The organism is Paraburkholderia sp. (assembly GCF_024281035.1).
GTDB lineage: Bacteria > Pseudomonadota > Gammaproteobacteria > Burkholderiales > Burkholderiaceae > Paraburkholderia.
Window position 1 is genome coordinate 22,751 of the sequence record NZ_JAMXLH010000078.1, and the last position, 22,645, is coordinate 45,395.

23 protein-coding genes are annotated in these 22,645 nt (G+C 62.0%); 13 read left to right on the forward strand and 10 right to left on the reverse strand.

The window, feature by feature from the left end:
• Positions 1 to 394: 394 nt before the first annotated feature.
• On the reverse strand, positions 395 to 535 hold the full coding sequence (locus Q0L30_RS24800) for a hypothetical protein (RefSeq protein WP_296663266.1): 141 nt from the start codon (positions 533 to 535) through the stop codon (positions 395 to 397).
• Positions 536 to 631: 96 nt separating this feature from the next.
• On the reverse strand, positions 632 to 1,036 hold the full coding sequence (locus tag Q0L30_RS24805) for a DUF302 domain-containing protein (RefSeq protein ID WP_296663268.1): 405 nt from the start codon (positions 1,034 to 1,036) through the stop codon (positions 632 to 634).
• Positions 1,037 to 1,283: 247 nt separating this feature from the next.
• Between Q0L30_RS24805 and Q0L30_RS24810 the strand changes: the two genes are divergently transcribed.
• Positions 1,284 to 1,901 carry a LysE family translocator gene (locus tag Q0L30_RS24810; RefSeq protein ID WP_296663270.1) on the forward strand — a complete coding sequence of 206 codons (618 nt, stop codon included), beginning with the start codon at positions 1,284 to 1,286 and terminating at the stop codon, positions 1,899 to 1,901.
• 6 nt (positions 1,902 to 1,907) lie between these two features.
• On the opposite strand, the gene Q0L30_RS24815 is transcribed toward Q0L30_RS24810, so the two are convergent.
• Entirely contained in the window at positions 1,908 to 3,311 is a 1,404-nt protein-coding gene (locus Q0L30_RS24815; protein WP_296663272.1) for a PLP-dependent aminotransferase family protein, read from the reverse strand.
• A gap of 149 nt (positions 3,312 to 3,460) precedes the next feature.
• Here Q0L30_RS24815 and Q0L30_RS24820 point away from each other — a divergent pair, with 149 nt between their 5' ends.
• The 3 genes from Q0L30_RS24820 to Q0L30_RS24830 all read left to right on the forward strand — a co-directional run bounded on the left by Q0L30_RS24820 (position 3,461) and on the right by Q0L30_RS24830 (position 6,532).
• Positions 3,461 to 4,789: an aspartate aminotransferase family protein gene (locus tag Q0L30_RS24820; protein ID WP_296663274.1), complete on the forward strand. Its 1,329-nt coding sequence runs from the start codon at positions 3,461 to 3,463 to the stop codon at positions 4,787 to 4,789.
• Between the two features lie 238 nt (positions 4,790 to 5,027).
• A complete protein-coding gene (locus tag Q0L30_RS24825) occupies positions 5,028 to 5,276 on the forward strand; it encodes a hypothetical protein (protein WP_296663277.1) in 249 nt (82 codons plus the stop codon).
• Positions 5,277 to 5,440: 164 nt separating this feature from the next.
• Positions 5,441 to 6,532: an NAD(P)/FAD-dependent oxidoreductase gene (locus tag Q0L30_RS24830; protein WP_296663280.1), complete on the forward strand. Its 1,092-nt coding sequence runs from the start codon at positions 5,441 to 5,443 to the stop codon at positions 6,530 to 6,532.
• Positions 6,533 to 6,602: 70 nt separating this feature from the next.
• Here Q0L30_RS24830 and pcaD read toward each other — a convergent pair whose 3' ends face one another.
• From pcaD to Q0L30_RS24845, 3 genes are all read right to left on the reverse strand, one after another.
• Complete coding sequence (gene pcaD, locus Q0L30_RS24835; RefSeq protein ID WP_296663281.1) at positions 6,603 to 7,394, reverse strand: 3-oxoadipate enol-lactonase; 792 nt, start codon at positions 7,392 to 7,394, stop codon at positions 6,603 to 6,605.
• Between the two features lie 221 nt (positions 7,395 to 7,615).
• Complete coding sequence (locus Q0L30_RS24840; protein ID WP_296663284.1) at positions 7,616 to 8,275, reverse strand: 3-oxoacid CoA-transferase subunit B; 660 nt, start codon at positions 8,273 to 8,275, stop codon at positions 7,616 to 7,618.
• A 13-nt stretch (positions 8,276 to 8,288) separates the two neighbouring features.
• Positions 8,289 to 8,990 carry a 3-oxoacid CoA-transferase subunit A gene (locus tag Q0L30_RS24845; protein ID WP_296663287.1) on the reverse strand — a complete coding sequence of 234 codons (702 nt, stop codon included), beginning with the start codon at positions 8,988 to 8,990 and terminating at the stop codon, positions 8,289 to 8,291.
• Between Q0L30_RS24845 and Q0L30_RS24850 the strand changes: the two genes are divergently transcribed.
• The gene (locus Q0L30_RS24850) at positions 8,980 to 9,246 is read left to right on the forward strand and encodes a hypothetical protein (RefSeq protein WP_296663289.1); all 267 of its coding nucleotides are present in this window, start codon (positions 8,980 to 8,982) and stop codon (positions 9,244 to 9,246) included. The two genes, Q0L30_RS24845 and Q0L30_RS24850, sit on opposite strands and share 11 nt — an antisense overlap.
• A gap of 61 nt (positions 9,247 to 9,307) precedes the next feature.
• Positions 9,308 to 9,967, forward strand: coding sequence for a GTP cyclohydrolase I FolE (gene folE / locus Q0L30_RS24855; RefSeq protein ID WP_296663291.1), 660 nt, complete (start codon positions 9,308 to 9,310; stop codon positions 9,965 to 9,967).
• A gap of 60 nt (positions 9,968 to 10,027) precedes the next feature.
• Here folE and epsC read toward each other — a convergent pair whose 3' ends face one another.
• Positions 10,028 to 10,957, reverse strand: coding sequence for a serine O-acetyltransferase EpsC (gene epsC / locus Q0L30_RS24860; protein WP_296663293.1), 930 nt, complete (start codon positions 10,955 to 10,957; stop codon positions 10,028 to 10,030).
• Between the two features lie 167 nt (positions 10,958 to 11,124).
• Positions 11,125 to 11,358: a hypothetical protein gene (locus tag Q0L30_RS24865; RefSeq protein ID WP_296663295.1), complete on the reverse strand. Its 234-nt coding sequence runs from the start codon at positions 11,356 to 11,358 to the stop codon at positions 11,125 to 11,127.
• A gap of 292 nt (positions 11,359 to 11,650) precedes the next feature.
• Between Q0L30_RS24865 and Q0L30_RS24870 the strand changes: the two genes are divergently transcribed.
• Together Q0L30_RS24870 and Q0L30_RS24875 are read left to right on the forward strand one after the other, a co-directional pair.
• Positions 11,651 to 12,013 (forward strand): DUF3005 domain-containing protein, encoded by a 363-nt coding sequence (locus Q0L30_RS24870; protein WP_296663297.1) that lies wholly within the window; start codon positions 11,651 to 11,653, stop codon positions 12,011 to 12,013.
• Positions 12,014 to 12,551: 538 nt separating this feature from the next.
• Positions 12,552 to 13,256 (forward strand): LuxR family transcriptional regulator, encoded by a 705-nt coding sequence (locus tag Q0L30_RS24875; protein WP_296663301.1) that lies wholly within the window; start codon positions 12,552 to 12,554, stop codon positions 13,254 to 13,256.
• Here Q0L30_RS24875 and Q0L30_RS24880 read toward each other — a convergent pair.
• Positions 13,240 to 13,560, reverse strand: a complete 321-nt coding sequence (locus tag Q0L30_RS24880; protein ID WP_296663304.1) for a helix-turn-helix transcriptional regulator — start codon at positions 13,558 to 13,560, stop codon at positions 13,240 to 13,242. The genes Q0L30_RS24875 and Q0L30_RS24880 overlap by 17 nt on opposite strands.
• 168 nt (positions 13,561 to 13,728) lie before the next feature.
• Between Q0L30_RS24880 and Q0L30_RS24885 the strand changes: the two genes are divergently transcribed.
• Positions 13,729 to 14,319: an acyl-homoserine-lactone synthase gene (locus Q0L30_RS24885; protein WP_296663307.1), complete on the forward strand. Its 591-nt coding sequence runs from the start codon at positions 13,729 to 13,731 to the stop codon at positions 14,317 to 14,319.
• Positions 14,320 to 14,538: 219 nt separating this feature from the next.
• Here Q0L30_RS24885 and Q0L30_RS24890 read toward each other — a convergent pair whose 3' ends face one another.
• Positions 14,539 to 16,068 carry an MFS transporter gene (locus tag Q0L30_RS24890; RefSeq protein ID WP_296663694.1) on the reverse strand — a complete coding sequence of 510 codons (1,530 nt, stop codon included), beginning with the start codon at positions 16,066 to 16,068 and terminating at the stop codon, positions 14,539 to 14,541.
• A gap of 449 nt (positions 16,069 to 16,517) precedes the next feature.
• Here Q0L30_RS24890 and Q0L30_RS24895 point away from each other — a divergent pair, with 449 nt between their 5' ends.
• From Q0L30_RS24895 to Q0L30_RS24910, 4 genes are all read left to right on the forward strand, one after another.
• The gene (locus Q0L30_RS24895; RefSeq protein WP_296663309.1) at positions 16,518 to 16,985 is read left to right on the forward strand and encodes a universal stress protein; all 468 of its coding nucleotides are present in this window, start codon (positions 16,518 to 16,520) and stop codon (positions 16,983 to 16,985) included.
• A gap of 170 nt (positions 16,986 to 17,155) precedes the next feature.
• Positions 17,156 to 17,911: a helix-turn-helix domain-containing protein gene (locus tag Q0L30_RS24900; RefSeq protein WP_296663312.1), complete on the forward strand. Its 756-nt coding sequence runs from the start codon at positions 17,156 to 17,158 to the stop codon at positions 17,909 to 17,911.
• 156 nt (positions 17,912 to 18,067) lie between these two features.
• Entirely contained in the window at positions 18,068 to 19,345 is a 1,278-nt protein-coding gene (locus Q0L30_RS24905; protein ID WP_296663314.1) for an SUMF1/EgtB/PvdO family nonheme iron enzyme, read from the forward strand.
• A 401-nt stretch (positions 19,346 to 19,746) separates the two neighbouring features.
• Positions 19,747 to 22,416, forward strand: coding sequence for an alkaline phosphatase D family protein (locus Q0L30_RS24910; protein WP_296663317.1), 2,670 nt, complete (start codon positions 19,747 to 19,749; stop codon positions 22,414 to 22,416).
• The last annotated feature ends 229 nt before the right edge of the window (positions 22,417 to 22,645 follow it).

The window sequence follows — 22,645 nt, forward strand, 5'->3', positions numbered from 1 at the left end:
GCAGTTCGGACATTCTCTGCGTGCTCCGCCCCTCCTCCTTTTGCCGCGCCGCGCTGTGCCGCCCACGTTGCGTGGGCGCATCCCCGTGAAGCAGTTGGCTAACACGTTCGGCAGCCGTGCCGCCGAGCCGGCATCCCGACATTTCTTTCGAATGCGCGAGGCACTGTGGCGCGTGCCTCGCGCGCGCCGGCCGGTGCCGCCCGCACGGGCGACGCGTCCGGTCGCATGCGGCGCGTTGAAGAAGGAGTGTGAAGATGAATACCCGTTTGGCGTTGACCGCCTTGTGCGTCGCCGCTCTGGCAAGCGGGACGCCCGACACCGCTCATTCCCGGGGTAAATGGGCTCCGCAACCGCAGGCGCGCCAGGCCATGACGAACGACGCGGACGCATCGGCTCAGTCCAGCACCGACATGTCGTATGGCGGCACAGCCGAAACCCACAGCGTGTCCGGGCCATCGCGCACGGGCAAGGTGTGCTGGCCGCAGTCGAAGTGCCCGATTCCCGTCACCCATTGAGGCACGGTCGTCTGCCACATCGGTCATGTCCGTCACGTCTTTCACCGATGGCGGTCACGCTCGTGCGTGCCGCTATCGGGCGAGGCGCTGCCTGACGCTCTCCCGAGCGCCGTGAATTACTGCAACGCTTCCTGCAGCAACGTGGGCACGTGCAGCAGAGGTGCAACCACACCGGTCGGGATACCGTAAAGCCCGGTGAGCGGCCGTGCGACGTCGTAATAGTCCACGTGCGTGCGCCGCTCGTCATCCTCCCAGACCACCAGACGCAACGGCAATTCGAGCGCCGCATGCGGGTTCGCGGCCATCACCGGCGTGCCCGCCTTCGGATTGCCGAACAGGATGAACCGGGTGCGGCGCAACTGGAGCCCGACTTGCGCCGCGGCGGCGCGCTGGTCGACGTCGGCAAACACGACGGCGCCTGCCGTCGTCAGCGCGGTCTTGAGCTTCGCGAGCGTCGTGTCGACATCGTAGGCGCTCACGAACGTCAAGACGGATGCTGGGAATTGCTCGTGACCGGTCATGGCGAAGATCCTTCGTAGGGGCACGCGTGCGCCCGGCACGGGTGGTAGATGAACAGATATGCGACTGCCGCGCTTCGCGGCGCCGCTTCAGACGGGACTTTATCCCAAAACGCGCACCCGATGGCCCGCGCTGCGACACCCCGTCACCGCCCCGATCCGTACTGCAACAAACCCTGTGAACTGTACCGGTACTGTACTGAAAACAGCAGATAGACTGGCTCGAAATCGTTACCCGGAGCCGCGGATCATGTTGCCTGAATTCCTGAGTGCCCTCCCTGCGGGCATGCTTTTCGCCCTCGTCACGTCCATCACGCCTGGCCCGAATAACACCATGCTGCTCGCTTCCGGCGTCAACTTCGGCTTTCGACGCACCGTGCCGCACATTCTCGGCATCAGCGCCGGGGTTGTCGTCTTGATGCTTTCGGTGGGACTCGGCCTCGGCGAAGCTTTCCGGCACTTTCCGGCGCTCTACACCGTGCTGGAAGTCGTCAGCGTGGCCTATCTGCTGTATCTGGCGTGGAAAATCGGCACATCGGGCGAGCTCGCCGTGCGTCAGGGCGAGCATCGGCCGATGCGCTTCTACGAAGCCATCGCGTTTCAGTGGGTCAATCCGAAGGCGTGGATGATGGTCCTCACGGCGGCCAGCACGATCCGGCTGTCCGGCGATTTCGGCATCAATGCCGTCATCATGGCCGCGTTGTTCTACGTGGTCGGCCTGCCGTGCATCTGCATCTGGGCCGCGTTCGGCACCGGCGTGCGGCGCTTTCTCTCGAATCCGCTGCGGCTGCGCGCGTTCAACATCGCCATGGCGCTATCGCTCGTGCTGTCGATGTACCCGCTGTTCGCACACCTCGGCCGACATTGATTGCGTTCAACACACGCCGCCAATGAATCGCCAGAGCGCGTCATCCGTCGAGTACGGCGCGTTGAAGCGAAACCATGCGCTGGGTTCGTCGTCGGGCCGGAAATACGAGCCCGGCGCGAGCCAGATGCCGTCGCGCAACGCAGCCGTGGCGATCGCAGCCGCACGCTCGGCTTCGACACTCAGGCGCGCCCAGACGAAGAGGCCCGCGCGCGGTCGATGGAAAATGTCGAGGCCCAGCGCGTCGAGCCGCTCCTCCACCACAGCGTGCGCGGCTTTCAGGCGCTCATTCACAAGTTCGACGTGGCGCGCGTAGCGCCCCTCGAGCAGCACCTTGTCGACAATGCGCTCGATCGTCTCCGACGACGTCAGCCCCACCGCCATCTTCGCGCGCGCCAGCTCACGCAGTACGTCGCGCTCGGCGACCACGTAGCCGCAGCGTAGCGAAGGCGTGACGGTCTTCGAAAAACCACCCACGTAGAGCACGCGCGCGAGTCCGGCCATCGCGGCAAGAATCGGCGCACCTGCGGGCGCGAGTTCGCGGCTCACATCGTCCTCGACCACCCACATCTGATGCCGCTCGGCAATCTGCAGCAGGCGGAACGCGTTCGCCATGGTGAACGTCGCGCCCGTGGGGTTTTGCAGCGTCGTGTTCACGAAGATGGCCTTGGGCCGATGCGTGGCGGCCTGATGCTCCAGCGCCTCGATGTCGATCCCGGCAGGCGTGCGCGGCACGCCGTGAACCGTCAGCCCCGCGAGCTTGAGAATCTGCAGGAGGTTGCAGTATCCGGGGTCTTCGACGAGCACCGCATCGCCGGGACGCAGCAAGGTGCGCACGATGAGATCGAGCCCCTGCGTAGCGCCCTGGGTCAGGAGCACGTTGTTCACTTCGGCAGGCAGGCCGTGGCGGTCGAGTTGCGCGGCGATGCGTTCGCGCAGCGGCGCGAAACCGTATGGATGGCCGTAATCGCCCAGGCGCGCGGCGGGCACCCGGCTCATCGCGCGCAGCGCATGATGCAGTCCGCTTTCGTTGATCCACTCGCTCGGCATCCACCCGCAGCCGGCCTTGATCGGCACGGAGTGATCGGCGAAGACATCCGAAAGCAGCCAGGTCGCCGTGAGCGTGGGCGGCTGCCAGCGGGCCGGGCTCGCCTGCGCGGACTGTGCACGCGACACGACGCGATAACCCGAACCGCGCCGGGCCACGACGAGCCCCATCGAGACGAGCCGGTTATAAGCTTCAGAGACTGTATAGGTCGAGAGATCGTGCGACTGCGCGAGTTGGCGCACCGACGGCAGTTGCGCGCCCGCGCGCAGCGACTGCCCTTCGATCGCCCCGGCGAAGGCGTTCACGACTTGCTCGACGAGCGTGGCGGCGGCGCGGCGGCCGCGCTCCAGTTCGAATTCAATCATGGGGAAATAGCCGCGCCACAGGCGCGCAGCGACCAATACAGTTGACGGGATTGATCCAGCACGGTTAGCGACTCAGTATAGAGACTGTATATGCCGCCGTTCAAGTTGCGACGCTACAGTTTCACGTACCAACCTCAGGAGAAGACGGAATGACTTCGCGCCCCGCCATCGACGATCTGTCGTCGTTCTGGATGCCGTTTACGGCCAACCGCCAGTTCAAGGCGGCGCCGCGCCTGCTCGAATCGGCTAAAGGCATGTATTACCGCACCACCGATGACCGCGAGCTGCTCGACGGCAGCGCGGGCCTGTGGTGCGTGAACGCCGGCCACGCGCGCGACGAGATCGTCGCCGCAATCGCCCGGCAAGCGGCCACGCTCGATTACGCGCCGACCTTCCAGATGGGCCATCCGCTGGCATTCGAGGCAGCAGCCAAGGTCGCGGAACTGATGCCGGCCGGGCTCGACCGCATCTTTTTCACGAACTCGGGTTCGGAGTCGGTGGACACGGCGCTGAAGATCGCCATTGCCTACCACCGCGCGCGCGGCGAAGGCCAGCGCACGAAGCTGATCGGCCGCGAGCGCGGCTATCACGGCGTGGGTTTCGGCGGCATCTCGGTTGGCGGCATCGTCTCGAACCGCAAGGCGTTCTCGGGCCAGTTGCTGCCCGCGGTCGATCACCTGCCGCACACGCACAACCTCGAACACAACGCCTTTTCGAAGGGGCAGCCCGCCTGGGGCGCGCATCTCGCGGACGAACTCGAACGCATCGTCGCGCTGCACGATGCTTCAACTATTGCCGCCGTCATCGTCGAACCGGTGGCGGGTTCGACCGGCGTGCTGATCCCGCCTCAAGGCTATCTCCAGCGTCTGCGCGAGATCTGCACGAAGCACGGCATCCTGCTGATTTTCGACGAGGTCATCACGGGTTTCGGGCGCCTCGGCAAAGCGACGGCCAGCGAGTATTTCGGCGTGACGCCCGACATCATCACGATGGCGAAGGCGATCAACAACGCCGCCGTGCCGATGGGCGGCGTGGCGGCAAGCCGCACGATCCACGATGCGATCGTGAACAGCGGCGCGCCCGGCGCGATCGAACTCTTCCACGGCTATACGTACTCGGCGCACCCGCTCGCCGCGGCGGCCTGCGTGGCGACGCTCGACCTCTATCGCCGCGAGGGTCTCTTCGAACGCGCGCACGCGCTCGCACCGAAGTTCGAAGCAGCCGCGCATGCGCTGCGCGACGCAAAGCACGTGAAAGACATTCGCAATCTCGGTCTCGTCGCGGGCATCGAGCTCGAATCGCGCGATGGTGCGCCCGGCGCACGCGCTTACGAGGTCTTCCTCAAGTGCTTCGAAGCCGGCGTGCTGATCCGTTTCACTGGCGACATTCTTGCGTTCTCGCCGCCGCTGATCGTCAGCGAAGAAGAGATCGAGCGTATCTTCGGCACCGTGCGCACCGTGCTGGCCTCGGTTCAGTAAAGCCCGTGCTGGCGGGATGTCGCGCGTGAGCGCGACGCCGCCCGCCGGAATCATCGAGGCGACAACGTACCCCCTGGCGGCCCCGAAACGGGCCGCCTTTTCTTTGATGGCCGGATTCCACGGCGCCGATTCCCGCGCGCACTTATACCCATAATCAAAGCGCGAGGCACGTCATGGGCGTATCGTTTGACTATCGCCGATGCAACGCCGCCGTCGCGCGGCTCGTGGAGGGAGTCGAATGAAATCGCCAATCCGCGTAGGGACGCACATCGAGGGCGTTCACTGGGTAGCCGAATACACCGAAAACACAGGCCAGATCCGCGTGTTTCGCAACGGCCAGGAAGTCGAAACGTTCGATGCGCCTGCTTCGATGTTCGGCGAGGAGCGTGAAGCGGGCTCGGCGAGCGACGCCGCCAGCCGCGCCGAGGAAGCCGCACTGCTCGCCACGCTGCGCCGCTACGTTGCAGAGGGCGAGCCGGAAGAGTAAGGCTGCCGGGGGGCACCGAGGCGCACGCGCGGCGCGTGCGTCGTGCTCCCGCCTGCGCTACGCGCTCACACAGCCCGCACCAGCCGGAACAAGCCAACACAACCCGTCTTGAAACCAAATTCGCCGACATTAGCCGACATAAGCCGCCTCCAGGGAGTCCATGTATGAACGACACCACGATTCGTCCGCTGCAGTTCGCCACGCCCGCAGAAACCTCAGGACCCATCGAAACCGATGCGCTGATTATCGGCGCGGGTCCGATCGGCCTCTTTCAGGTGTTCGAACTCGGGTTGCTGGAGATTCACGCGCACGTCGTGGATTCGCTTCCCGTGGTGGGCGGACAATGCGCCGAACTGTATCCGGACAAGCCGATTTACGATATCCCGGCGATTCAGGTCTGCACCGGCCGCGAGCTCGTGCAGGCGCTCCTGAAGCAGATCGCGCCATTCACGCCGACGTTCCATCTGGGCGAGGAAGTGCAGGTGGTGGAGCGGCGCGCCGACAAGCGCTTCTACGTGCAGACGAGTAAAGGCACGCAATTTCTTGCGAAGACCATCTTCATCGCAGCCGGTGTCGGTTCATTCCAGCCGCGCACGCTCAAGGTAAGCGGCATCGAAGCGTATCGCGACAAGCAACTGTTTTATCGCGTGCGCGATCCGGAAATGTTCCGCGACAAGAACATCGTGATTTGCGGTGGCGGCGATTCGGCGCTCGACTGGGCGCTCCAGCTCGTCGACGTCGCACAGAGCGTGATCCTGCTGCACCGTCGCGATGAATTTCGCGCCGCGCCGGCCTCAGTGGCGAAAATGCAGGCGCTTTGCGATGAACTGCGCATGCAGTTTATCGTCGGTCAGATCACCGGTTTCGACGAAGAAGGCGGCAAGCTTGCACGCATCAAGGTTGCGGGCAGCGACGGCGTGACACGCTCGCTGGAACTCGATTGCCTGCTCGTGTTTTACGGCCTCTCGCCGCAACTGGGGCCCATCGCACAATGGGGCATGGAAATCGAGCGCAGGCAATTGCCCGTCGATACCGCGCGCTTCGAAACCAGCGTGCCCGGCATCTTCGCCGTGGGCGACATCAGCACCTATCCCGGCAAAAAGAAGCTCATTCTGTCCGGCTTCCACGAAACCGCACTCGCCGCCTTTGGCGCGGCGAATTACGTGTTTCCGGAGAAGAAGATCCAGTTGCAGTACACGACATCGAGCACGCGCCTGCACGAGGTGCTCGGTGTCGCATCGCCCGCATCCGACTAGGCGGCCGAAGACACGCGCTTCAGGGATTCGGGCCGCATGCCGCGGCCCGCTTTGCCTCGCCCGTCGCCGGTTAGCGCGATTCGAGGAGAAAATCGACCACCGTCTTCGTGAACCGGTCCGCCTGTTCGATGTTCGAGATGTGCGCCGAATCGAGTTCGACATAGCGCGCACCCCGGACCGACTCCGCAAGTTCGCGACCCTGCGCCGGCGTTGCAGCGACATCGTGCGTGCTCGCGATCACCAGCGTCGGCGCGGTAATCGAGCGCGCCTCGACGCGCAGATCCGCCGTGTTGAGGGCGTCGCAATTCGATGCATAGCCTTCGCTGTCCGTATGCACGAACACGTCGCGCACCTGCGCAAATACAAGCGGATTGCGCGCGATGAACTCCGCCGTGAACCAGCGCGGCAGCACGGCGTGTGCGAGCACGGTCATGCCTTCGTTGCGCGCGCACGCAGCACGCGGCTCCCATACCTCGGGCGAGCCGAGCTTCGCGGCCGTGTTGCACAGCACGAGGCGGTCGATACGGCTCGCGTAGCGTGCGCCGAGGCCCACGCCGGTCAGGCCGCCCATCGACAGCCCCGCGAAGTGCGCACGTTCGATGCCGAGATGATCGAGCAGGCCGATCACATCGCCCGTCAATTGCCCGATTGTGTACGGTCCGTGCGGAACGTCGGAGCGGCCATGGCCGCGCGTGTCGTAGCGCAGTAGCCGGAAGTGCTTCGAGAACGCGGCGATTTGCGGTGCCCACATCGAAACGTTGCTACCAAGCGAGTGCGACAGCACGAGCCACGGTGCGGCGCGGTTCGTCGCTCCGTCGACGCGGTAAAACAGCTTGGTGTCGTTGACGGCTGCATGGGGCATTCGAACTACTCCTCGTGAATCTGCGAAAAATTGGGGAGAGCCTACCGCAAATACGGCGGCAGATACGGCGCAAGTATTGCGTCGGCGAACGCTTAGGCCACACGCGTCAAATCATGTTGCGATTGCAACGAGCCAGCCTGCCCGCTTCAAAACGCCGATGGCGCGGCGCCGGCGACGCATGCCGCCCGACGCCGCGCCATCGCGGCCATGCCCGGGCCTGCTCAAGCCGCGCGCCGCATCTGCGTGGCATCGACGAGCGGTACGCCAGTCAAATCGCGCAGCGCATCGATGCCGATATCCGTATAGATCTCGCGCACGGCCAACCCGACGGGCGTCACGTCGAACGCAGCGACGTCGGTATACACGCGAGCCACGCACTGCACGCCGGTCACGGGATACGAACACTCGGCGACCAGCTTGCTTTCGCCCTGCTTCGTGAGCAGTTCCATCATGACGAAGACCTGCTTGGCGCCGATCGCGAGATCCATCGCGCCGCCCACGGCGGGAATGGCATCCGGTGCGCCGGTATGCCAGTTTGCGAGATCGCCCTTCACCGAAACCTGAAACGCGCCGAGCACGCAATAGTCGAGATGGCCGCCGCGCATCATCGCGAAAGAATCCGCGTGATGAAAATACGCACCGCCGCTGAGCAGCGTGACGTGCTGCTTGCCCGCGTTGATCAAGTCGTCGTCTTCCTCGCCCGGCGCAGGCGCGGAGCCCATGCCCAGCAGGCCGTTTTCGCTGTGCAGGAAGATCTCCCTGGCCGGATCGAGGTGATTGGCCACCAGTGTCGGCACGCCGATGCCGAGATTCACATACGCGCCTTCGGGAATGTCACGGGCCACCCGCTGGGCCATCTCGTCGCGATTCAACCGGTTCATTGTCTTGTCTCCCTCAGGCTGCGTGGCCGCTTTGCTGCGCTTGACGAGTCGCCTGCGGCACTTCGATCACGCGCTGCACGAAAATCCCGGGCGTCACGATCACTTCGGGATCGAGACTGCCGAGCGGCACGACTTCCGAAACCTGGGCGATGGCGACCTTCGCCGCGCTCGCCATGATCGGGCCGAAGTTGCGCGCCGTCTTGCGGTAGACGAGGTTACCCCAGCGGTCGCCCTGATACGCCTTGATGAGCGCGAAGTCGGCGTGCAACGGCGATTCGAGCACGTAGTGACGGCCATCGATGACACGCGTCTCCTTGCCTTCGGCCAGCCTCGTGCCGTACGCGGTCGGCGTGAAAAAACCGCCTATGCCCGCACCGGCTGCGCGAATGCGCTCGGCCAGATTGCCCTGCGGCACGAGCTCGAGTTCGATCTCGCCCGAACGATAAAGCGCATCGAAGACGTATGAATCGGTCTGGCGCGGAAACGAGCAGACGATCTTGCGTACGCGCCTGCTCTTGAGAAGCGAGGCCAGCCCGACCTCGCCATTGCCCGCGTTGTTGTTGACGATCGTGAGTTCGCGCGCACCTTGCTCGATGAGCGCGTCGATCAGTTCCGCCGGCATGCCGGCCGCACCGAAGCCGCCGATCATCACCGTGGCGCCGTCGTGTATATCGGCGACAGCGGCTTGAAGCGAGTCGAAAATCTTGTTGATCATGCCTGTTCCTGAACGCGACGGGCGCGACGGCCAAGCTAGCCGCTCGGTGGAAAATGTTCGATATTCGAACTGCAGCTTCAATTGGCGAACATTTTCGGCATTATCGAAGCCGAAACGGCGGGTTGTCAAGGCACGCCTGCTGCCAGGAAGCGGGCTGGAAGCGGGCTGGAAGCCGCCGAAAAATGAGTCGGCCGCGGCCTCGGCGATTGGTGAAGGTAAATTAACCGCGCGCTGCACGAGCCCTAAAGAAACATGAAACAATGCGCGTTCGTGGTGCGCGCCGTGCAGACGGCCAGCCACATGACAGGAGGTAAGGCATGAGCGACGCGAAAAGCGCGGGAAAGGCGAAAAAGCAGAAGACACAATCCCACCCGGTTGCAGTGAAGCGCCCGTCGCGAACCGAGGCCGAAGATGCCGTGCGTGTGCTCTTGCGCTGGGCCGGCGACGACCCGACGCGCGAAGGCCTGATCGATACGCCTGCGCGCGTCATACGCGCCTACGACGAGTTCTTTGCAGGCTATAAGGTGGACCCGCGCGAGATCCTGTCACGCACGTTTTCGGAAGTGGATGGATACGACGAAATGATCGTGCTGAAGGGCATCCGCTTCGAGAGCTACTGCGAACATCACATGGTGCCGATCATCGGCCGGGCGCACGTCGCGTATTTGCCCGAGCATCGCGTGGTCGGCATTTCGAAGCTCGCGCGGCTCGTAAATGCCTTCGCGAAACGTTTGCAGATTCAGGAAAAAATGACGGCGCAGATCGCCGATACGCTCAATGAAGTGCTTCAGCCGAAAGGCGTGGGCGTAATACTCGAAGCCGCCCATCAATGCATGTCGACGCGCGGCGTGCACAAGGCAGGCGTGGAGATGGTCACATCACGCATGCTCGGCACCTTCCGGACCGACCCATCCACGCGGCGCGAATTTCTCGCCATCGTCGGCAATTCGGCGCCCTTGAACGTTCCGAACACCTGAGGCAAATGCGCGTGGCGGGCGCAGGCGGCGCAACACAGCCGCCCTCGCCCGTGCAAGCTTTTACTTGAGCTTGTCTTCGTCGCCGCGTTCGATCTCGCGGACCTTGCCCTGACGCACGCTGCTGCCTGGCGGCACGCTGTGCGTCAACCACACATTCCCGCCGATCACGGAACCGCGCCCGATTGTCACCCGGCCGAGAATCGTTGCGCCCGCATAGATGACCACATCGTCCTCGACGATCGGATGACGCGCATTGCCTTTCACGAGCGTGCCGTCGAGATCGGCAGCAAAGCTCTTCGCACCGAGCGTCACGGTCTGATAGATGCGCACGCGCTCGCCGATAATCGCCGTCTCGCCGATCACGACGCCCGTGCCGTGATCGATGAAAAAGCTCGAACCGATCTGCGCGCCCGGGTGAATGTCGATGCCGGTGGCCGAATGGGCGATCTCGTTGATGAAGCGTGCAAGCAGGGGCACGCCGAGCCGGTGCAAGGCATGTGCCAGCCGATGATGCGTCATGGCCCAGACGCCCGGGTAGCACAAAAGTATCTCGGTAATGTGCTGCGCGGCCGGATCGCCCGTGAAAGCGGCCTGAATATCGCTCACAAGCAACGCGCGAATGGCGGGCAATTGCGTGCCGAACGCGCGTGCTATCGCAAATGCATGGGTGCGCAGCGCTTCGTCCGTCGCCCCGGCATTTTCGGGCAGGAAGCGCAGCGCACGCCGGATCTGTTCCGCCAGCAAACGTAACGTGCTTTCGAGCGTGTGTCCGACGTAATAGTCGACGCTCTCATCGGTCAGATCGGGTGCGCCGTAGTGCGTGGGGAACAGCGCCGCGCGCAGCCCCGCCACAATGTTGATCACGGCGTCGCGCGAAGGCAACTCGCGGATGCCGAGTGGATGGCGCGTACGATGCAGTTCTTCGCGCGACGCGCGCAGATCGGAAACGATCTGCTCAAGACCCCAGTCGGGGTGAGCGGCATTTGACATGGTGAAGCTGTAGCGGCGTTGCGAACCGCATGGGAGTGTACAGATCGGGGAGATTACCGCGTTTTGCATGAATTCGCCGAACCTCCCTCGGTGCGAAGGGCCAATCGGCGCAACAGCGGTCAATCAAGGGCTATTAAAGGCGGCCGGCACGCGCGGCTGGCGCGGCGCTAGCGCGTGACGCTGCTCGCATCGATCCAGCGCACCGCCCAGTCGCGCGCATGCGCAATGGCGGTTGCTTCGTCGGGAAAACGCAGATCGGCAGGGAAAAAACGGTTAGCGACCAGTTCGCCGTCGCTGGAACGGGAGATCACCACATAAGGTTGCCAGCTACCGTCGCCGACACGCGCCGGTGCGCAATTGAGCAAGTAGCCGCGATGCGTGAATGCAGCGTCGAAGTGCATGTGTCTCGTCCGCCCCCTGACTGCCCCGTCCATATTGGCAGGCGCGTCCAGGTTCGTGCCGCAAGGCCACGGCACGGCCTGCTGCTCGGGCCGTTGGTCGACAGCGCGCCAACTCGTTGAAAGAGGATCATACTCCGAGGAAAAACGGCGATCCAACGAAAAAAAGCAAAATCGCCGAGGTGGTTCTCCTGGCGAACGGCCTTGCATTCCAGCCCGATCCACAGGGTGTGAGGCGCGTCGCGCAACAGGACTTGCCGCTTTCCGGGCGTATCCGTCCCCTGGAGGAAATACCATGAACAGCAGCGCCGATATCTTCAGCATGCAACGCGAGAACGATAAAAACACCGCCAGTGCGAACATGAGTCCCGACGAAGAGACCACGAGCGATGCATCGCTCGACACGAGCGTCCCCGAGGCCACGGACGGATTCGCCGGATTCGATAGCCGCAGCGGCGGACATCATCTCCTGTTCGCGCTGCAACCCGGCTATGAAGTGGTCGACAAGGGCATGGCCGAACCGTCGATGCCCTATGACTTCGACTGGCAGTTCGTCGATCCGCGCGCGCGAGGCGCCAGGGTCAACCGGGGGCGGCTCCACTACTCGCTCAACCACCTTCGACCATCACGCATCGTCGAGCTGCAGCGCAAGAACTGAAGTGCGCCTGCAGGAACGATGCACGTCCATGTTCGGTACGCGCGCTGGCGTGAACGCCAGCGCCGGCTGTGTACATGCCCACGGCAGTTCATATCCGACAGACTTCCCGAATAGCAATTTTGCCGGCGGCGCGATAAGAACTAATTCGCCAGATTTTTGAAGGCAAAATGAAAATCTGATTTATGCTCAATTGAAAAACTCGCTTAAGTCATGAGCTCTCCGGCATTTAAGCGAATCGGTTTTTCGGCTCAGCCCCGCTCAGTCCGTTATGCTCCAGCCGCCCCGAAACACAAGTCGCAGCGCCAGCAGCCGCTGCATATTGGCGCAGGGGGAACCCGTATAGGCTGGAATTACCGGAATATGGCGTAAAAAGCCGAATCATCGCGTCTGTCATAGACCCTGATAAAAGATCGCAACGAGAATTAGTGATAAATTGTTACATCACAAGAAGCGAACCACCCTCTGGTTCGCGCTTTGCTTGCGATCTGGTTTACCGCCGCTGGAGAGTGTTGACGTGCCTCTACATTACATTGAGCAGATGTCCACCGTGCTCGACGCGCCTGACGAGAAGGCGTGGTTCGAGGCGGTGGCTCAGCTCGCCAGTTCGTGGGGGTTCAACCGGGTAATGATGGCAATCGTGCCGCGCCCCGGGATGCGGTTCGAAGACGCGTTCATCCGGACGAACTATCCGTCCGCGTGGCGCGAAACGTACAACGTGCACAACATGGTCTATTTTGACCCGACGGTCGCACATTGCACGACGCGGTCATCGCCGCTCATCTGGTCGCCGGAGCTGTTCGCCACGGAGCAGCAGCAGTCGATGTATGAAGAAGCCCGTTCGTACGGGCTGCGTGCGGGCGTCACGCTGCCGATCCACGGCCCGCGCCAGGAAATCGGCATGTTGTGTTTCGTCAACGACATGAACCCGGCCGAAAGTTTCTGGCGTGACGTCAATCACGCGCTGCCGAATTTCGTGCTGTTACGCGATCTCGTTCTTGACACGAGTCAACGCCACCTGAACAGTCATGTCCAGTCGCTCATTCCAAAGCTGACGCCACGCGAAAAGGAATGCCTCAAGTGGACCGCCCTTGGCAAGTCCACTTGGGAAATATCACACATATTGAATTGCTCGGAAGCCGTGGTGAACTTTCACATGAAGAACATCCGTGGAAAGTTCGGCGTGAATTCACGGCGCGCGGCAGCCGTGATCGCCACTCAGATGGGTCTTATTGACCCTGGCTAAGCAGCATCGGCGCGTCAGAGCGGCGCAGTACGCGCTCTGCACGGCCCAGATCGCCGTCCGAAATCGTCTTGTTGAAGTACAGCCCCAGCAGGATCGATACCGGCGGCGGAATTTCCGCGCCCGATTCGAACCGGCTGCCGCGCGACTGGGTAACCCCGAAACGGGCCCAGAAGCGACGCTGGCTCTCCCTCCTTTTCTTGCGATACGCAATGATCGAGATGCGGTCGATCACCGACGACAGATCCCCAGTCGGAAGGGATTGCATATGTGAACCCACGTGCCACTGATTATCAAGAAGTTCCATGGTGTATCTCGCTGTCCGTTATGCCTGGTGAGTGACTGCCGCTCGACCAATTCTCCAGGACTGCGCCTCCCTCTGCACCTACCCACCTGGGTAGGTGTTTTTTGTATCTATAACGCATAGCTTTCCGATCGTATCGACGCCGTTTCACTCGCATACGGGAGAATCGCCATGCAAGCAACAATTCGTATCGGACTCAGGCAGGAATTCGATAACGACGATATCAACGAGATGTACCGCCTCCGGGCACGCGTGTTCTGCGACCGGATGGGCTGGAACATTCCCACCATCGCCGGGATGGAAGTGGACGGCTACGACGCACTCGGCCCGCACTACATGCTGATCCAGGAGCCCGCGGGCCGCGTACGCGGCTGCTGGCGCTTGATGTCCACGGAAGGCCCGAACATGCTGCGCGACACGTTCCCGCAGCTGTTGCAAGGCGTGAGCGCGCCTTCGGACCGCCAGACCTGGGAGTTGAGCCGGTTTGCGATCGAGTCGGACAACAATCAGGCGTTCGGCTTCGCCAATCTGACCACGCAAGCGATCCGCTCGGCGATCACCTTCGCGGGCCGCATGGGCATCGCGCGCTACGTCACCGTGACCACCACGGCGATGGAGCGCATCCTGCGCCGCACCGGCATGGAGATTGCACGACTCGGGCCGCCGCAGCGGATTGGCGTCGAGAACGCTGTCGCACTCGATATCGCCATGAGTGCGCAGACCCGCACAGCCATGTTCGGCGCAGTGGCGACCGCCGCCTGAGCGTCCGGCAATTCGCGCCGGTCATAGCTGTCGAGCCGGCGTCGTCGTCGAGTGTCGTGCGCCAGGGGTGACTGCCACACCCATGCCATGCGGCGTGCGACGTGACGACAAGGTTCGCAGCGTGTAGCCGGCTCATGGCGCGCCCGCGCATGCAAGCCCGATCGCGCGAGACAGCGCCACGGCCGCCGGCCTGCTGAAGTTTTGAGGCCGGCGGCAGACTCAACCGGATTTGGGCGTGCCGCCCGCCCGGCCGAAGCGGATGTGCGAAATGCGCCGCACAAGCAGCGCCGCCGCGAGCGCGGCCACGCCCGTGAGCCCGACGCCAAGGTGGATCGCGTCGACGAGCACATGCCGCACGGCCTCGATGAGACCCGCTCCGTCGAGTCCTGCAACCTTCAGTTGCGCCACCACGCTCGCGCGCAGCACCGGATCGATCAGCACGCGCGGATCGGCGAGTTGCGGCAGCCAGCGTGCCTGCTGCGGCGCGCCGAGCACCGCCAGCGCATCGCCGACGCCCGCCGCGTAGCGGTGATTGACGATCGTCGCCACGATGCTGGTGCCGAGCATGCCGCCCACCATGCGCGTCGACTGCAGCAGCGCGGTCGTGATGCCAAAGCGCTCGCGTCCGGCGATCTCCTGGCCGAACACATTCAGATTGTTCAGGATGAAGCCGAGGCCCACGCCGACCGCCGACATCGCCAGTTCCAGCCAGAGATGCGGCGTACGCCGCGTCGCGAAGACGAGGCTCACCGAGGCGATCACGAGCAGGCCGAAGCCAACCGTGAGAATCGCGGTCGGTTTCGGCAGACGAATCACGATGCGCGTGTTGATCATGCTGCCAAGCGCGATGCAGGCCGCAATCGGCGTCGCGAGCAGGCCGGCCTGTTGCGGCGACAACCCGAAGCCGCCTTGCAGCAGGAGCGGCGCGAAGAAGATCAGCGAGAACATCACGAAGCCGGAGAGCGTCGAGAGCAGAAACAGCGTGACGAGCTGCGGATCGCGAAAGAGATCGAGCGGAATGATCGGGTGCGTCGCTCGCCGCTCGCAGGCCAGCAACACCGCGGCACCCGCCACAACCAGTGCCGCGAGCACCAGGTTCGCAGCGGTCAGGCCATCCTTCGGCACGGCCTCGATCAGCATCTGGAAGCTACCGAGCACGAGCGCAACGAGCGCCGCGCCGGTCCAGTCGATACGCACTTCACCCGCGCGCGCACGACGATACGCCGGCAGATGCGCCCAGATGAAATACAGCGCAAGCGCGCCGACCGGCAGATTGACCAGGAACGTCGAGCGCCAGCCGAAATGCTCGCTCAGCCAGCCGCCGAGCGATGGCCCCGCCGCCGTGCCGATCCCGTAGGCGGCCGCCATCACGACCTGCCACCGCACCCGCGCGCGCGGATCGGGAAAGAGATCCGGAATCGATGCGAACGCCGTGCCCACCATCATCCCGCCGCCGACGCCCTGCAGCGCGCGCGCCACAGCAAGAAACCGCATGCCGGTTGCGAGGCCGCACAGCACCGACGCGGCCGTAAACACGATCACCGCGGCAATCACGAAGCGCTTGCGCCCGAAGTAGTCGCCGAGGCGCCCGAATACCGGCACGGTCACCACCGAAGCCAGCAGATAGGCGCTGGCGATCCAGGCGTAAAACTCGAAGCCATGCAGCTCGGCGACGATGGAAGGCAAAGCGGTACTGACGACGGTCTGGTCGAGTGCGACCAGCATGTTGACGAGACCGATGCCGAGCATGGCCAGCAATGCGTCGCGAAACGGCAGGGGCGAGGAAGAGGAAGTCACCGGGGCATTACGGCGTGGTTAAGGCGTGGTTACGGCGTGAAGCGCGACTGCGTGGTGCAGTGCCGCAGTGCCGCGAAAAAAGACGCCACGATAGCGTGGACGGCGCTTCACGCGCAAGCTTTGATGCGGCAAACCGCCGCATATTGAGCGTAAAGGCGGGCAAGCTTGCGGCGGTGCTTCGGACCTCGTTTACCGGCCCCGCCCTCCGGCCGGCGTGGCGCAGGGGCCAGATCACCAACCCTTGACCTTCCTTCCTGCCCCTTCCATCTTTCTGCTATGTAATACGCCCGTCTGTCAGCGATCATTTATGCTCATCACCGTCACAGACATCAAGGCGTATGGCCCGGCGCAGCATCGACCCACGGCCGTGCGCATACCGATCACACCCAAGCGGAGGTTCCATGTACAAAAGCATCCTCGTCGCTGTCGACGGCAGCGATACTTCGCGCCGCGCATTCGAAGCCGCGCTCGCCCTTGCGAAGGCCATGGGCGCGAAGCTGCAGCCCTACTATGTGATCGAAAACACGCCGATGTACTTCGACGCTCCGGGCTATGATCCGTCGATCCTGCGCAACCAGATGATTGCCCAGGGCAACGAACTCGCCCTGGAGATGGACAAGGCCATCCGCGAACACGGCGTCGAAGGCGAAATGGTGATGGGCGAAGCGTCGTCGCTCGACGACGTGCCGTCGCTGGTGCTGAACGCCGCCAAGTCTGCGGGCGTCGACCTGATCGTGATGGGCACGCACGGGCGCCGAGGCTTCCAGCGGCTCATTCTCGGCAGCGTCGCGGAACGTTGCGTGCGCCAGTCGACGCTCCCGGTTCTGCTGATTCCGACCGCTGCGGGCGCAACTGTTGCCGCGGAATAACAGGTTAACACCCTGGTCTTGACAAGAGGCCGCCTGCGCGTTCCCATCAGCGCACACGGCCTCTGACAACGCGCAAACCCTCGGACCCCAGATGCGCGTCGTTTTGTCGCCGATCAAAGCTTCGAGCCCAGTGGGACAATGCTCCAGAACAAGTGCACAGGAGCAGGCAGATGCTTACCCCGAACGTCGTCTCTCATACCACCGTACGCCGCAGCAACCTGGCGACCGCGCCGAATCCCCGCACTTCGGCGCGCTGCTCCAGTTGTGCAATGCGCCATCTCTGCATGCCGCAGGGCCTCGCCACCGACGATATGCCGAAGCTCGAAGCGCTCATCTGCTCGGCGCGCAGCGTGCGTCGCGGCGAAGCGCTCTACCGCGCGGGCGACCCGTTCGACAATCTGTATGCCGTTCGCTCGGGCTCGCTGAAGACCGTCATGGCGCACCGCGACGGGCGCGAGCAGGTCACCGGCCTGCGCCTCGCGGGCGACCCGCTCGGTCTCGACGGCATCAGCACCGACACGCACAGCTGCACCTCGATCGCACTTGAAGACAGCTCGGTATGCATCGTCCCCTACGCTGCGCTCAAGCACATGTGCCGCGAATCGGGCACGATGCAGGACCGCCTGCACCGCCTGATGAGCGAGCAGTTGATCCGCGAATCGTCGCAGATGATGGTGCTCGGCTCGCTGTCCGCCGACGAACGCGTCGCCGCCTTCCTGCTCGACGTATCCGACCGCAACGGCCAGCGCGGCTATTCGCACGCGGAATTCAACCTGCGCATGACGCGCGAGGACATGGGCAGCTATCTCGGCATGACCCTCGAAACGGTGAGCCGCACGCTGTCGCGTTTCCAGAAGCGCGGCTTGATCGACGCGCAAGGCAAGCTCATCCGCATCATCGACCTCGAAGGCCTGCGCCACCTCTAAGCGCAGCGTCACCCGGCCCGCACGCGCCTGCTACGGCGGCGTGCGGCGCCCTGCTCCGGCACAGTGCCCATCCCGCGCCTCCTACGTGGATGTAGGCACAACTCCTGCGGCAGCGGTAGAGTTACGTTCACCGCCTGCGCCAGGAGAATCGCCGAAATGCCTCTCTTGCCTTCGCCCACGCTAGCCGGCCGGCTGGCCAGTGCACGCGCCGCCAGCGACGCGCTCTTCGACCTCGTCAAGACCGACTTCCTTTACGAACGCCCAATCCGCGAGCGTCACCGCATCGTGTTCTACATCGGTCATCTCGAAGCGTTCGACCGCAATCTGTTCGACCAGCGTCTGTTCGATCTGCCGTCCCGCGATCCGCAACTCGACCGGTTATTCGCGTTCGGCATCGATCCGGTGGACGGCGGGCTGCCCAACGACCTGCCCGCCGACTGGCCGAGCCTCGCTGAAATCCGCGCGTATGGGCACGACACCCGCACGCGAATCGACGCGCAACTCGCGGCACGCGATCTGCCGGCGAATACTCCGGCTCACGATACGGCCGCCCAGTTGCTCAACGTCGCGATCGAGCATCGGCTCATGCACGTCGAAACGCTCAGCTACATGCTCCATCAATTGCCGTTCGAGCAGAAACACGCGCCGGACGCGACGCACGCCCTGCCCGACGATCGCAGCATCGTGGCGCATTCGATGGTGCCGGTTCCGGCCGGACGCGCGGAGCTCGGCATGATGAAGGATCGCGGCGTGTTCGGCTGGGACAACGAGTTCGGCGCGGAGCAGATCGACATCCCCGCATTCGAGATCGACCGATTCATGGTGACGAACGGCGCGTTCCTCGAATTTATCGAGGACGGCGGCTACGCGGACAAGACCTGGTGGAGCGACGTGAACTGGGCGTGGAAGGAAGCGCAAGGTATTGCACATCCGGTGTTCTGGATGCGCGGCGAGGACGACTGGCGGCTGCGAACCATGTTCGAGGACATCCCGCTCCCGCTCGCGTGGCCGGTCTATGCGAGCCATGCCGAAGCGAGCGCCTTCGCACGCTGGCGCGGCGCACGATTGCCGAGCGAGGCGCAGTGGCAACGCGCGGCACACGGCGCGCTGCCGGGCGACGCGGACAACTTCGATTTCCGCAACTGGAATCCGGTGGCCGTGGATACGACGCCGGACAGCGCCAGTACGTGGGGCGTGGAAGGGCTGTACGGCAACGGCTGGGAATGGACCTCGACGGTTTTCGGGCCGCTATCCGGTTTCAAGACCTTCCCGTTCTACGAAGGCTATTCGGCGAATTTCTTCGACGGTCAGCACTACGCGATGAAGGGCGGCTCCGCACGAACAGCCCGATGCATGCTGAGGCCGACTTTCCGCAACTGGTTTCAGCCGCGCTATCCGTATGTTTACGCGGGATTCCGGTGCGTGCGTGAGTGAGTGAGGAATCAGGCGATAGCTGATGCCGTGATTCAGCTATCGCTTTAAACACCCGCTACCACTTCAGGCGGTGCAACCAGGCACCCGTGCGCTCGACCACCCGCCTATACCGCCTGAGACTCTCCTCTTGCTTTCGACGCCGTGACGGGCGCTACGGGCAGTAATGCCGCGCTGTCTCAGGTCACGCCGACAGCAAACAAATTCATCCCCCTGCTCATGTTCACGCAACCGGCGAAGGCCGGAGATCGCGCTCCGGACCATCCCATTATTAACCTTTCATAGAGCTTACTTACTCCACAGATAACGTGGATGCACTACCTATAACAAAAAATACGAAACGAGTTGCTAACCCACCAGTTGCTAACCCATTCGCTATTCGAATTTTAGGAGTGCTTCAAATAATGGCTGACCTGAAGAATCGCAGGGATTTTCTCAAGCTTACAGGGTTTCTAACAGTTTCCTGCGTGGGAGCAATCCTCGCTGGCTGTGGCGAAGGAGGCTCGTCGTTACCGGCCGCGCTCCCTGGCAGAACACCCTCGCCGTCCGGTACGTTTAGTTTTCCTGCGGGAATTGCCTCCGGTGATCCAAGGGAGAGCAGCATTGTGCTCTGGACCAAACTCGGGGTGAATGACGCCGCTATGGGAGAGGATATCCCCATAATCGTGCAGGTAGCCTCAGTGCCGTTCGATTCGAAGAATTTTAACCAGGAAAATATCCTAGTGTCGGTGCCCCTACAAGCCTATTCGCGTTACGCGCATACGGTGCATCATCGAGTGGAAGGTCTGGCGGCCGGTACCTATTACTGGTATCGCTTTGTGGCGGACAACGATATATCCGTGCAGGGACGAACCAAAACGGCTCCCGCGCAAGCTTCGGAAACGCCAGTGAATTTCGCTTATGTCTCATGCCAGGATTGGGCGGCGAACCACTGGGCCGCATATCAACTTCTTGCTGAAGAGCGTTATGAAAATCTGGATTTTATTGTCCATCTGGGTGACTACATTTATGAAACCGCCGATGATGGGGCGTTTCAAAATGGCGGCGTAGAGCCATCGCACGCGAAAAATCCGCTATATGCAGAAAAGTTGTCAGGGGTAACGGGGGGTGGCGTACGTTATGCCAACTCACTTGACGACTATCGTTACCTGTACTCGGTTTACCGCAGCGATCCTCGTATTCAGGCTATTCACGCGAAATTCCCGATGATTGCCATATGGGACGATCACGAATTCACAAACGACGCCTGGGGAGATCACGAGACGTATTCTGACAATAATTTTTCGCAATTTGATCGTCGGCGAGCGGCCAATCAAGCATGGTTTGAATACATGCCAGTCACGCTGGAGGATGTTTCCTTTTCCCCCGAGCGAACGGGTACGTATGAAAATATCAGAATTTATCGTGAATTTGCTTTTGGCAAGGTTATGCAACTTGTCATGACAGACGAGCGGCTTTATCGCGCCGATCACGCCGTACCAGAAGGCGCAGGCGAGGAAGTGGTTCTTGAGTATTTCTCGCGAATATTGGGCGAGCTTGGAGATCTTGGGTCAACAAGAGGCTTGTACCATTTCCTCAATGGAACCAAGGTTATGGCCTTCACCCTTGAAAGACTTCTTAATGATGCAATTAATAAGGGACAAATATTATTCGTCACTGTCGAAGGGCTGAAGAAAATCAAACCGATGCTGGTTTCGATGCTCAATGAGTTAGCCGGTTTGAACCTATCCGTGAACGACGAGCTCAAAGTAGACAAGATTCTCACTATCGTTGGAACACTTAACGGCTCCAAAATATGGGAGCAGTTGACAGGCCGATTTGGAATGCGCGGCTTTGGGTCTCGCTATGCAGCGTTTGGCGAGGTTCTGAAGAGGTTTGTTGCGCGAAATGCCGAGAGTCATTACGCGATGCTGGGCCGCCAGCAGACGGACTGGTGGGCTTCGAGCATGTCAGCCGCTCACGCTCGGGGAGCCGTCTGGAAAATATGGGGCAATGAAGTTTGTTTCGTGAAAATGGATCTCGATGTGAATCGCCTTAGCAATAAGGAATTCACATTTAACGTGGGCGCGGATCTCGCGAACTTCCAACTGGCCATTAACGCCGCAGCGAAAATACTTCCAGCCTTTGTCGGGGTGCTGAAGTACCTGTTGACCAGCCCCGAGATACGCAGCTCGCTGTCGAGCGGGGATTACATCGGAGATGGATCGCCCGATACACCACAAGGTCAGGATGTCGCCGTATTTGCGGATAGCTGGGATGGCTATCCAGACTCTCGCGACTATCTCACCAATTACCTGCATAAAAACAACATTAATAACGTCATCGCGATTACAGGAGACCTCCATACATTCATTGCAGGTCAGGTTGTTGATCGGGATAGCGATAATCCCGTCATGCTGGATTTTGCCGGCGCAGGTGTAAGCAGCAATTCATTTGGTGGCGTAATAGGCTCCTCATTTGACCTTTCCTCGCTATCAAACAATAGTATGACTGCCGGGATCCTGCCTCTGCTGAAAGGCCGGGGGAATGCTAGTGGCGTATTGTTTGAGATTATCGATCAGTTGCTTCGTCGCCCGGATAAACCGGGAGATGGCCGGGACATCTTCTCGCGTTTACTGACGCATTTCAGCGATGAAGTCCAATGGGCGGAAGGTGTTGCGAATGGATTCGTAACCGTGACGGCAGACACGAGTAAGGCAACCTTTACCTACCATAATCTGAGGGTGGAGCGCGACGAAGCCGGCAATGTGCTAGACCCGGCGACATACATCACCCGCGATGACATGAATAGTGCTTACGAACGCCGAACTTCATTTACCGTGTATGCGTCCGGGGGCGCTGCCGACATCCCCGGTGCCAGTGTTGCGGTATGGCCAAAATTCCCGTCTCGCCTGATCGAATACGAAATTCCCGCGGCCATCCCTGAAAATCAAGAAGCAGCTAAAAGTGCGATGCGCGCCGCACTGCCTCCGAGTGAGGGGTTGGAAAAATTGCGTGATGGCGTTGCCGAATATATTCGGAACAATCCAGATAACCCCTATGCGAATATCTTTATGCAGGGTATCCGCCTATAGTCCATCGATTGATACACAACGCTGCCCGTCGCTCAAGCGTTCGGCGCAAGTCGTTTGAGATCAATGAGACAGGCAGGGACTTGCAAGCTTTCGGCGCTTCGCGTTTGCTTTTGCTTTTTGCGTGAACGCCGGGGCTTTGGAAGCCCCCTGCCTGGCGCATTTTTCGAGGATATGTTGCTCGAGGACGAGCACTATCGCTGAATCATCCAAATGATGAGTTAATCCCAAC

Bases quoted from the DNA above. Each gene is read 5' to 3' on its own strand.
- Q0L30_RS24800 (WP_296663266.1), bottom strand. From the start codon at position 535: ATGTGGCAGACGACCGTGCCTCAATGGGTGACGGGAATCGGGCACTTC.
- Q0L30_RS24805 (WP_296663268.1), bottom strand. From the start codon at position 1,036: ATGACCGGTCACGAGCAATTCCCAGCATCCGTCTTGACGTTCGTGAGC.
- Q0L30_RS24810 (WP_296663270.1), top strand. From the start codon at position 1,284: ATGTTGCCTGAATTCCTGAGTGCCCTCCCTGCGGGCATGCTTTTCGCC.
- Q0L30_RS24815 (WP_296663272.1), bottom strand. From the start codon at position 3,311: ATGATTGAATTCGAACTGGAGCGCGGCCGCCGCGCCGCCGCCACGCTC.
- Q0L30_RS24820 (WP_296663274.1), top strand. From the start codon at position 3,461: ATGACTTCGCGCCCCGCCATCGACGATCTGTCGTCGTTCTGGATGCCG.
- Q0L30_RS24825 (WP_296663277.1), top strand. From the start codon at position 5,028: ATGAAATCGCCAATCCGCGTAGGGACGCACATCGAGGGCGTTCACTGG.
- Q0L30_RS24830 (WP_296663280.1), top strand. From the start codon at position 5,441: ATGAACGACACCACGATTCGTCCGCTGCAGTTCGCCACGCCCGCAGAA.
- pcaD (WP_296663281.1), bottom strand. From the start codon at position 7,394: ATGCCCCATGCAGCCGTCAACGACACCAAGCTGTTTTACCGCGTCGAC.
- Q0L30_RS24840 (WP_296663284.1), bottom strand. From the start codon at position 8,275: ATGAACCGGTTGAATCGCGACGAGATGGCCCAGCGGGTGGCCCGTGAC.
- Q0L30_RS24845 (WP_296663287.1), bottom strand. From the start codon at position 8,990: ATGATCAACAAGATTTTCGACTCGCTTCAAGCCGCTGTCGCCGATATA.
- folE (WP_296663291.1), top strand. From the start codon at position 9,308: ATGAGCGACGCGAAAAGCGCGGGAAAGGCGAAAAAGCAGAAGACACAA.
- epsC (WP_296663293.1), bottom strand. From the start codon at position 10,957: ATGTCAAATGCCGCTCACCCCGACTGGGGTCTTGAGCAGATCGTTTCC.
- Q0L30_RS24865 (WP_296663295.1), bottom strand. From the start codon at position 11,358: ATGCACTTCGACGCTGCATTCACGCATCGCGGCTACTTGCTCAATTGC.
- Q0L30_RS24870 (WP_296663297.1), top strand. From the start codon at position 11,651: ATGAACAGCAGCGCCGATATCTTCAGCATGCAACGCGAGAACGATAAA.
- Q0L30_RS24875 (WP_296663301.1), top strand. From the start codon at position 12,552: ATGTCCACCGTGCTCGACGCGCCTGACGAGAAGGCGTGGTTCGAGGCG.
- Q0L30_RS24880 (WP_296663304.1), bottom strand. From the start codon at position 13,560: ATGGAACTTCTTGATAATCAGTGGCACGTGGGTTCACATATGCAATCC.
- Q0L30_RS24885 (WP_296663307.1), top strand. From the start codon at position 13,729: ATGCAAGCAACAATTCGTATCGGACTCAGGCAGGAATTCGATAACGAC.
- Q0L30_RS24890 (WP_296663694.1), bottom strand. From the start codon at position 16,068: ATGCTCGGCATCGGTCTCGTCAACATGCTGGTCGCACTCGACCAGACC.
- Q0L30_RS24895 (WP_296663309.1), top strand. From the start codon at position 16,518: ATGTACAAAAGCATCCTCGTCGCTGTCGACGGCAGCGATACTTCGCGC.
- Q0L30_RS24900 (WP_296663312.1), top strand. From the start codon at position 17,156: ATGCTTACCCCGAACGTCGTCTCTCATACCACCGTACGCCGCAGCAAC.
- Q0L30_RS24905 (WP_296663314.1), top strand. From the start codon at position 18,068: ATGCCTCTCTTGCCTTCGCCCACGCTAGCCGGCCGGCTGGCCAGTGCA.
- Q0L30_RS24910 (WP_296663317.1), top strand. From the start codon at position 19,747: ATGGCTGACCTGAAGAATCGCAGGGATTTTCTCAAGCTTACAGGGTTT.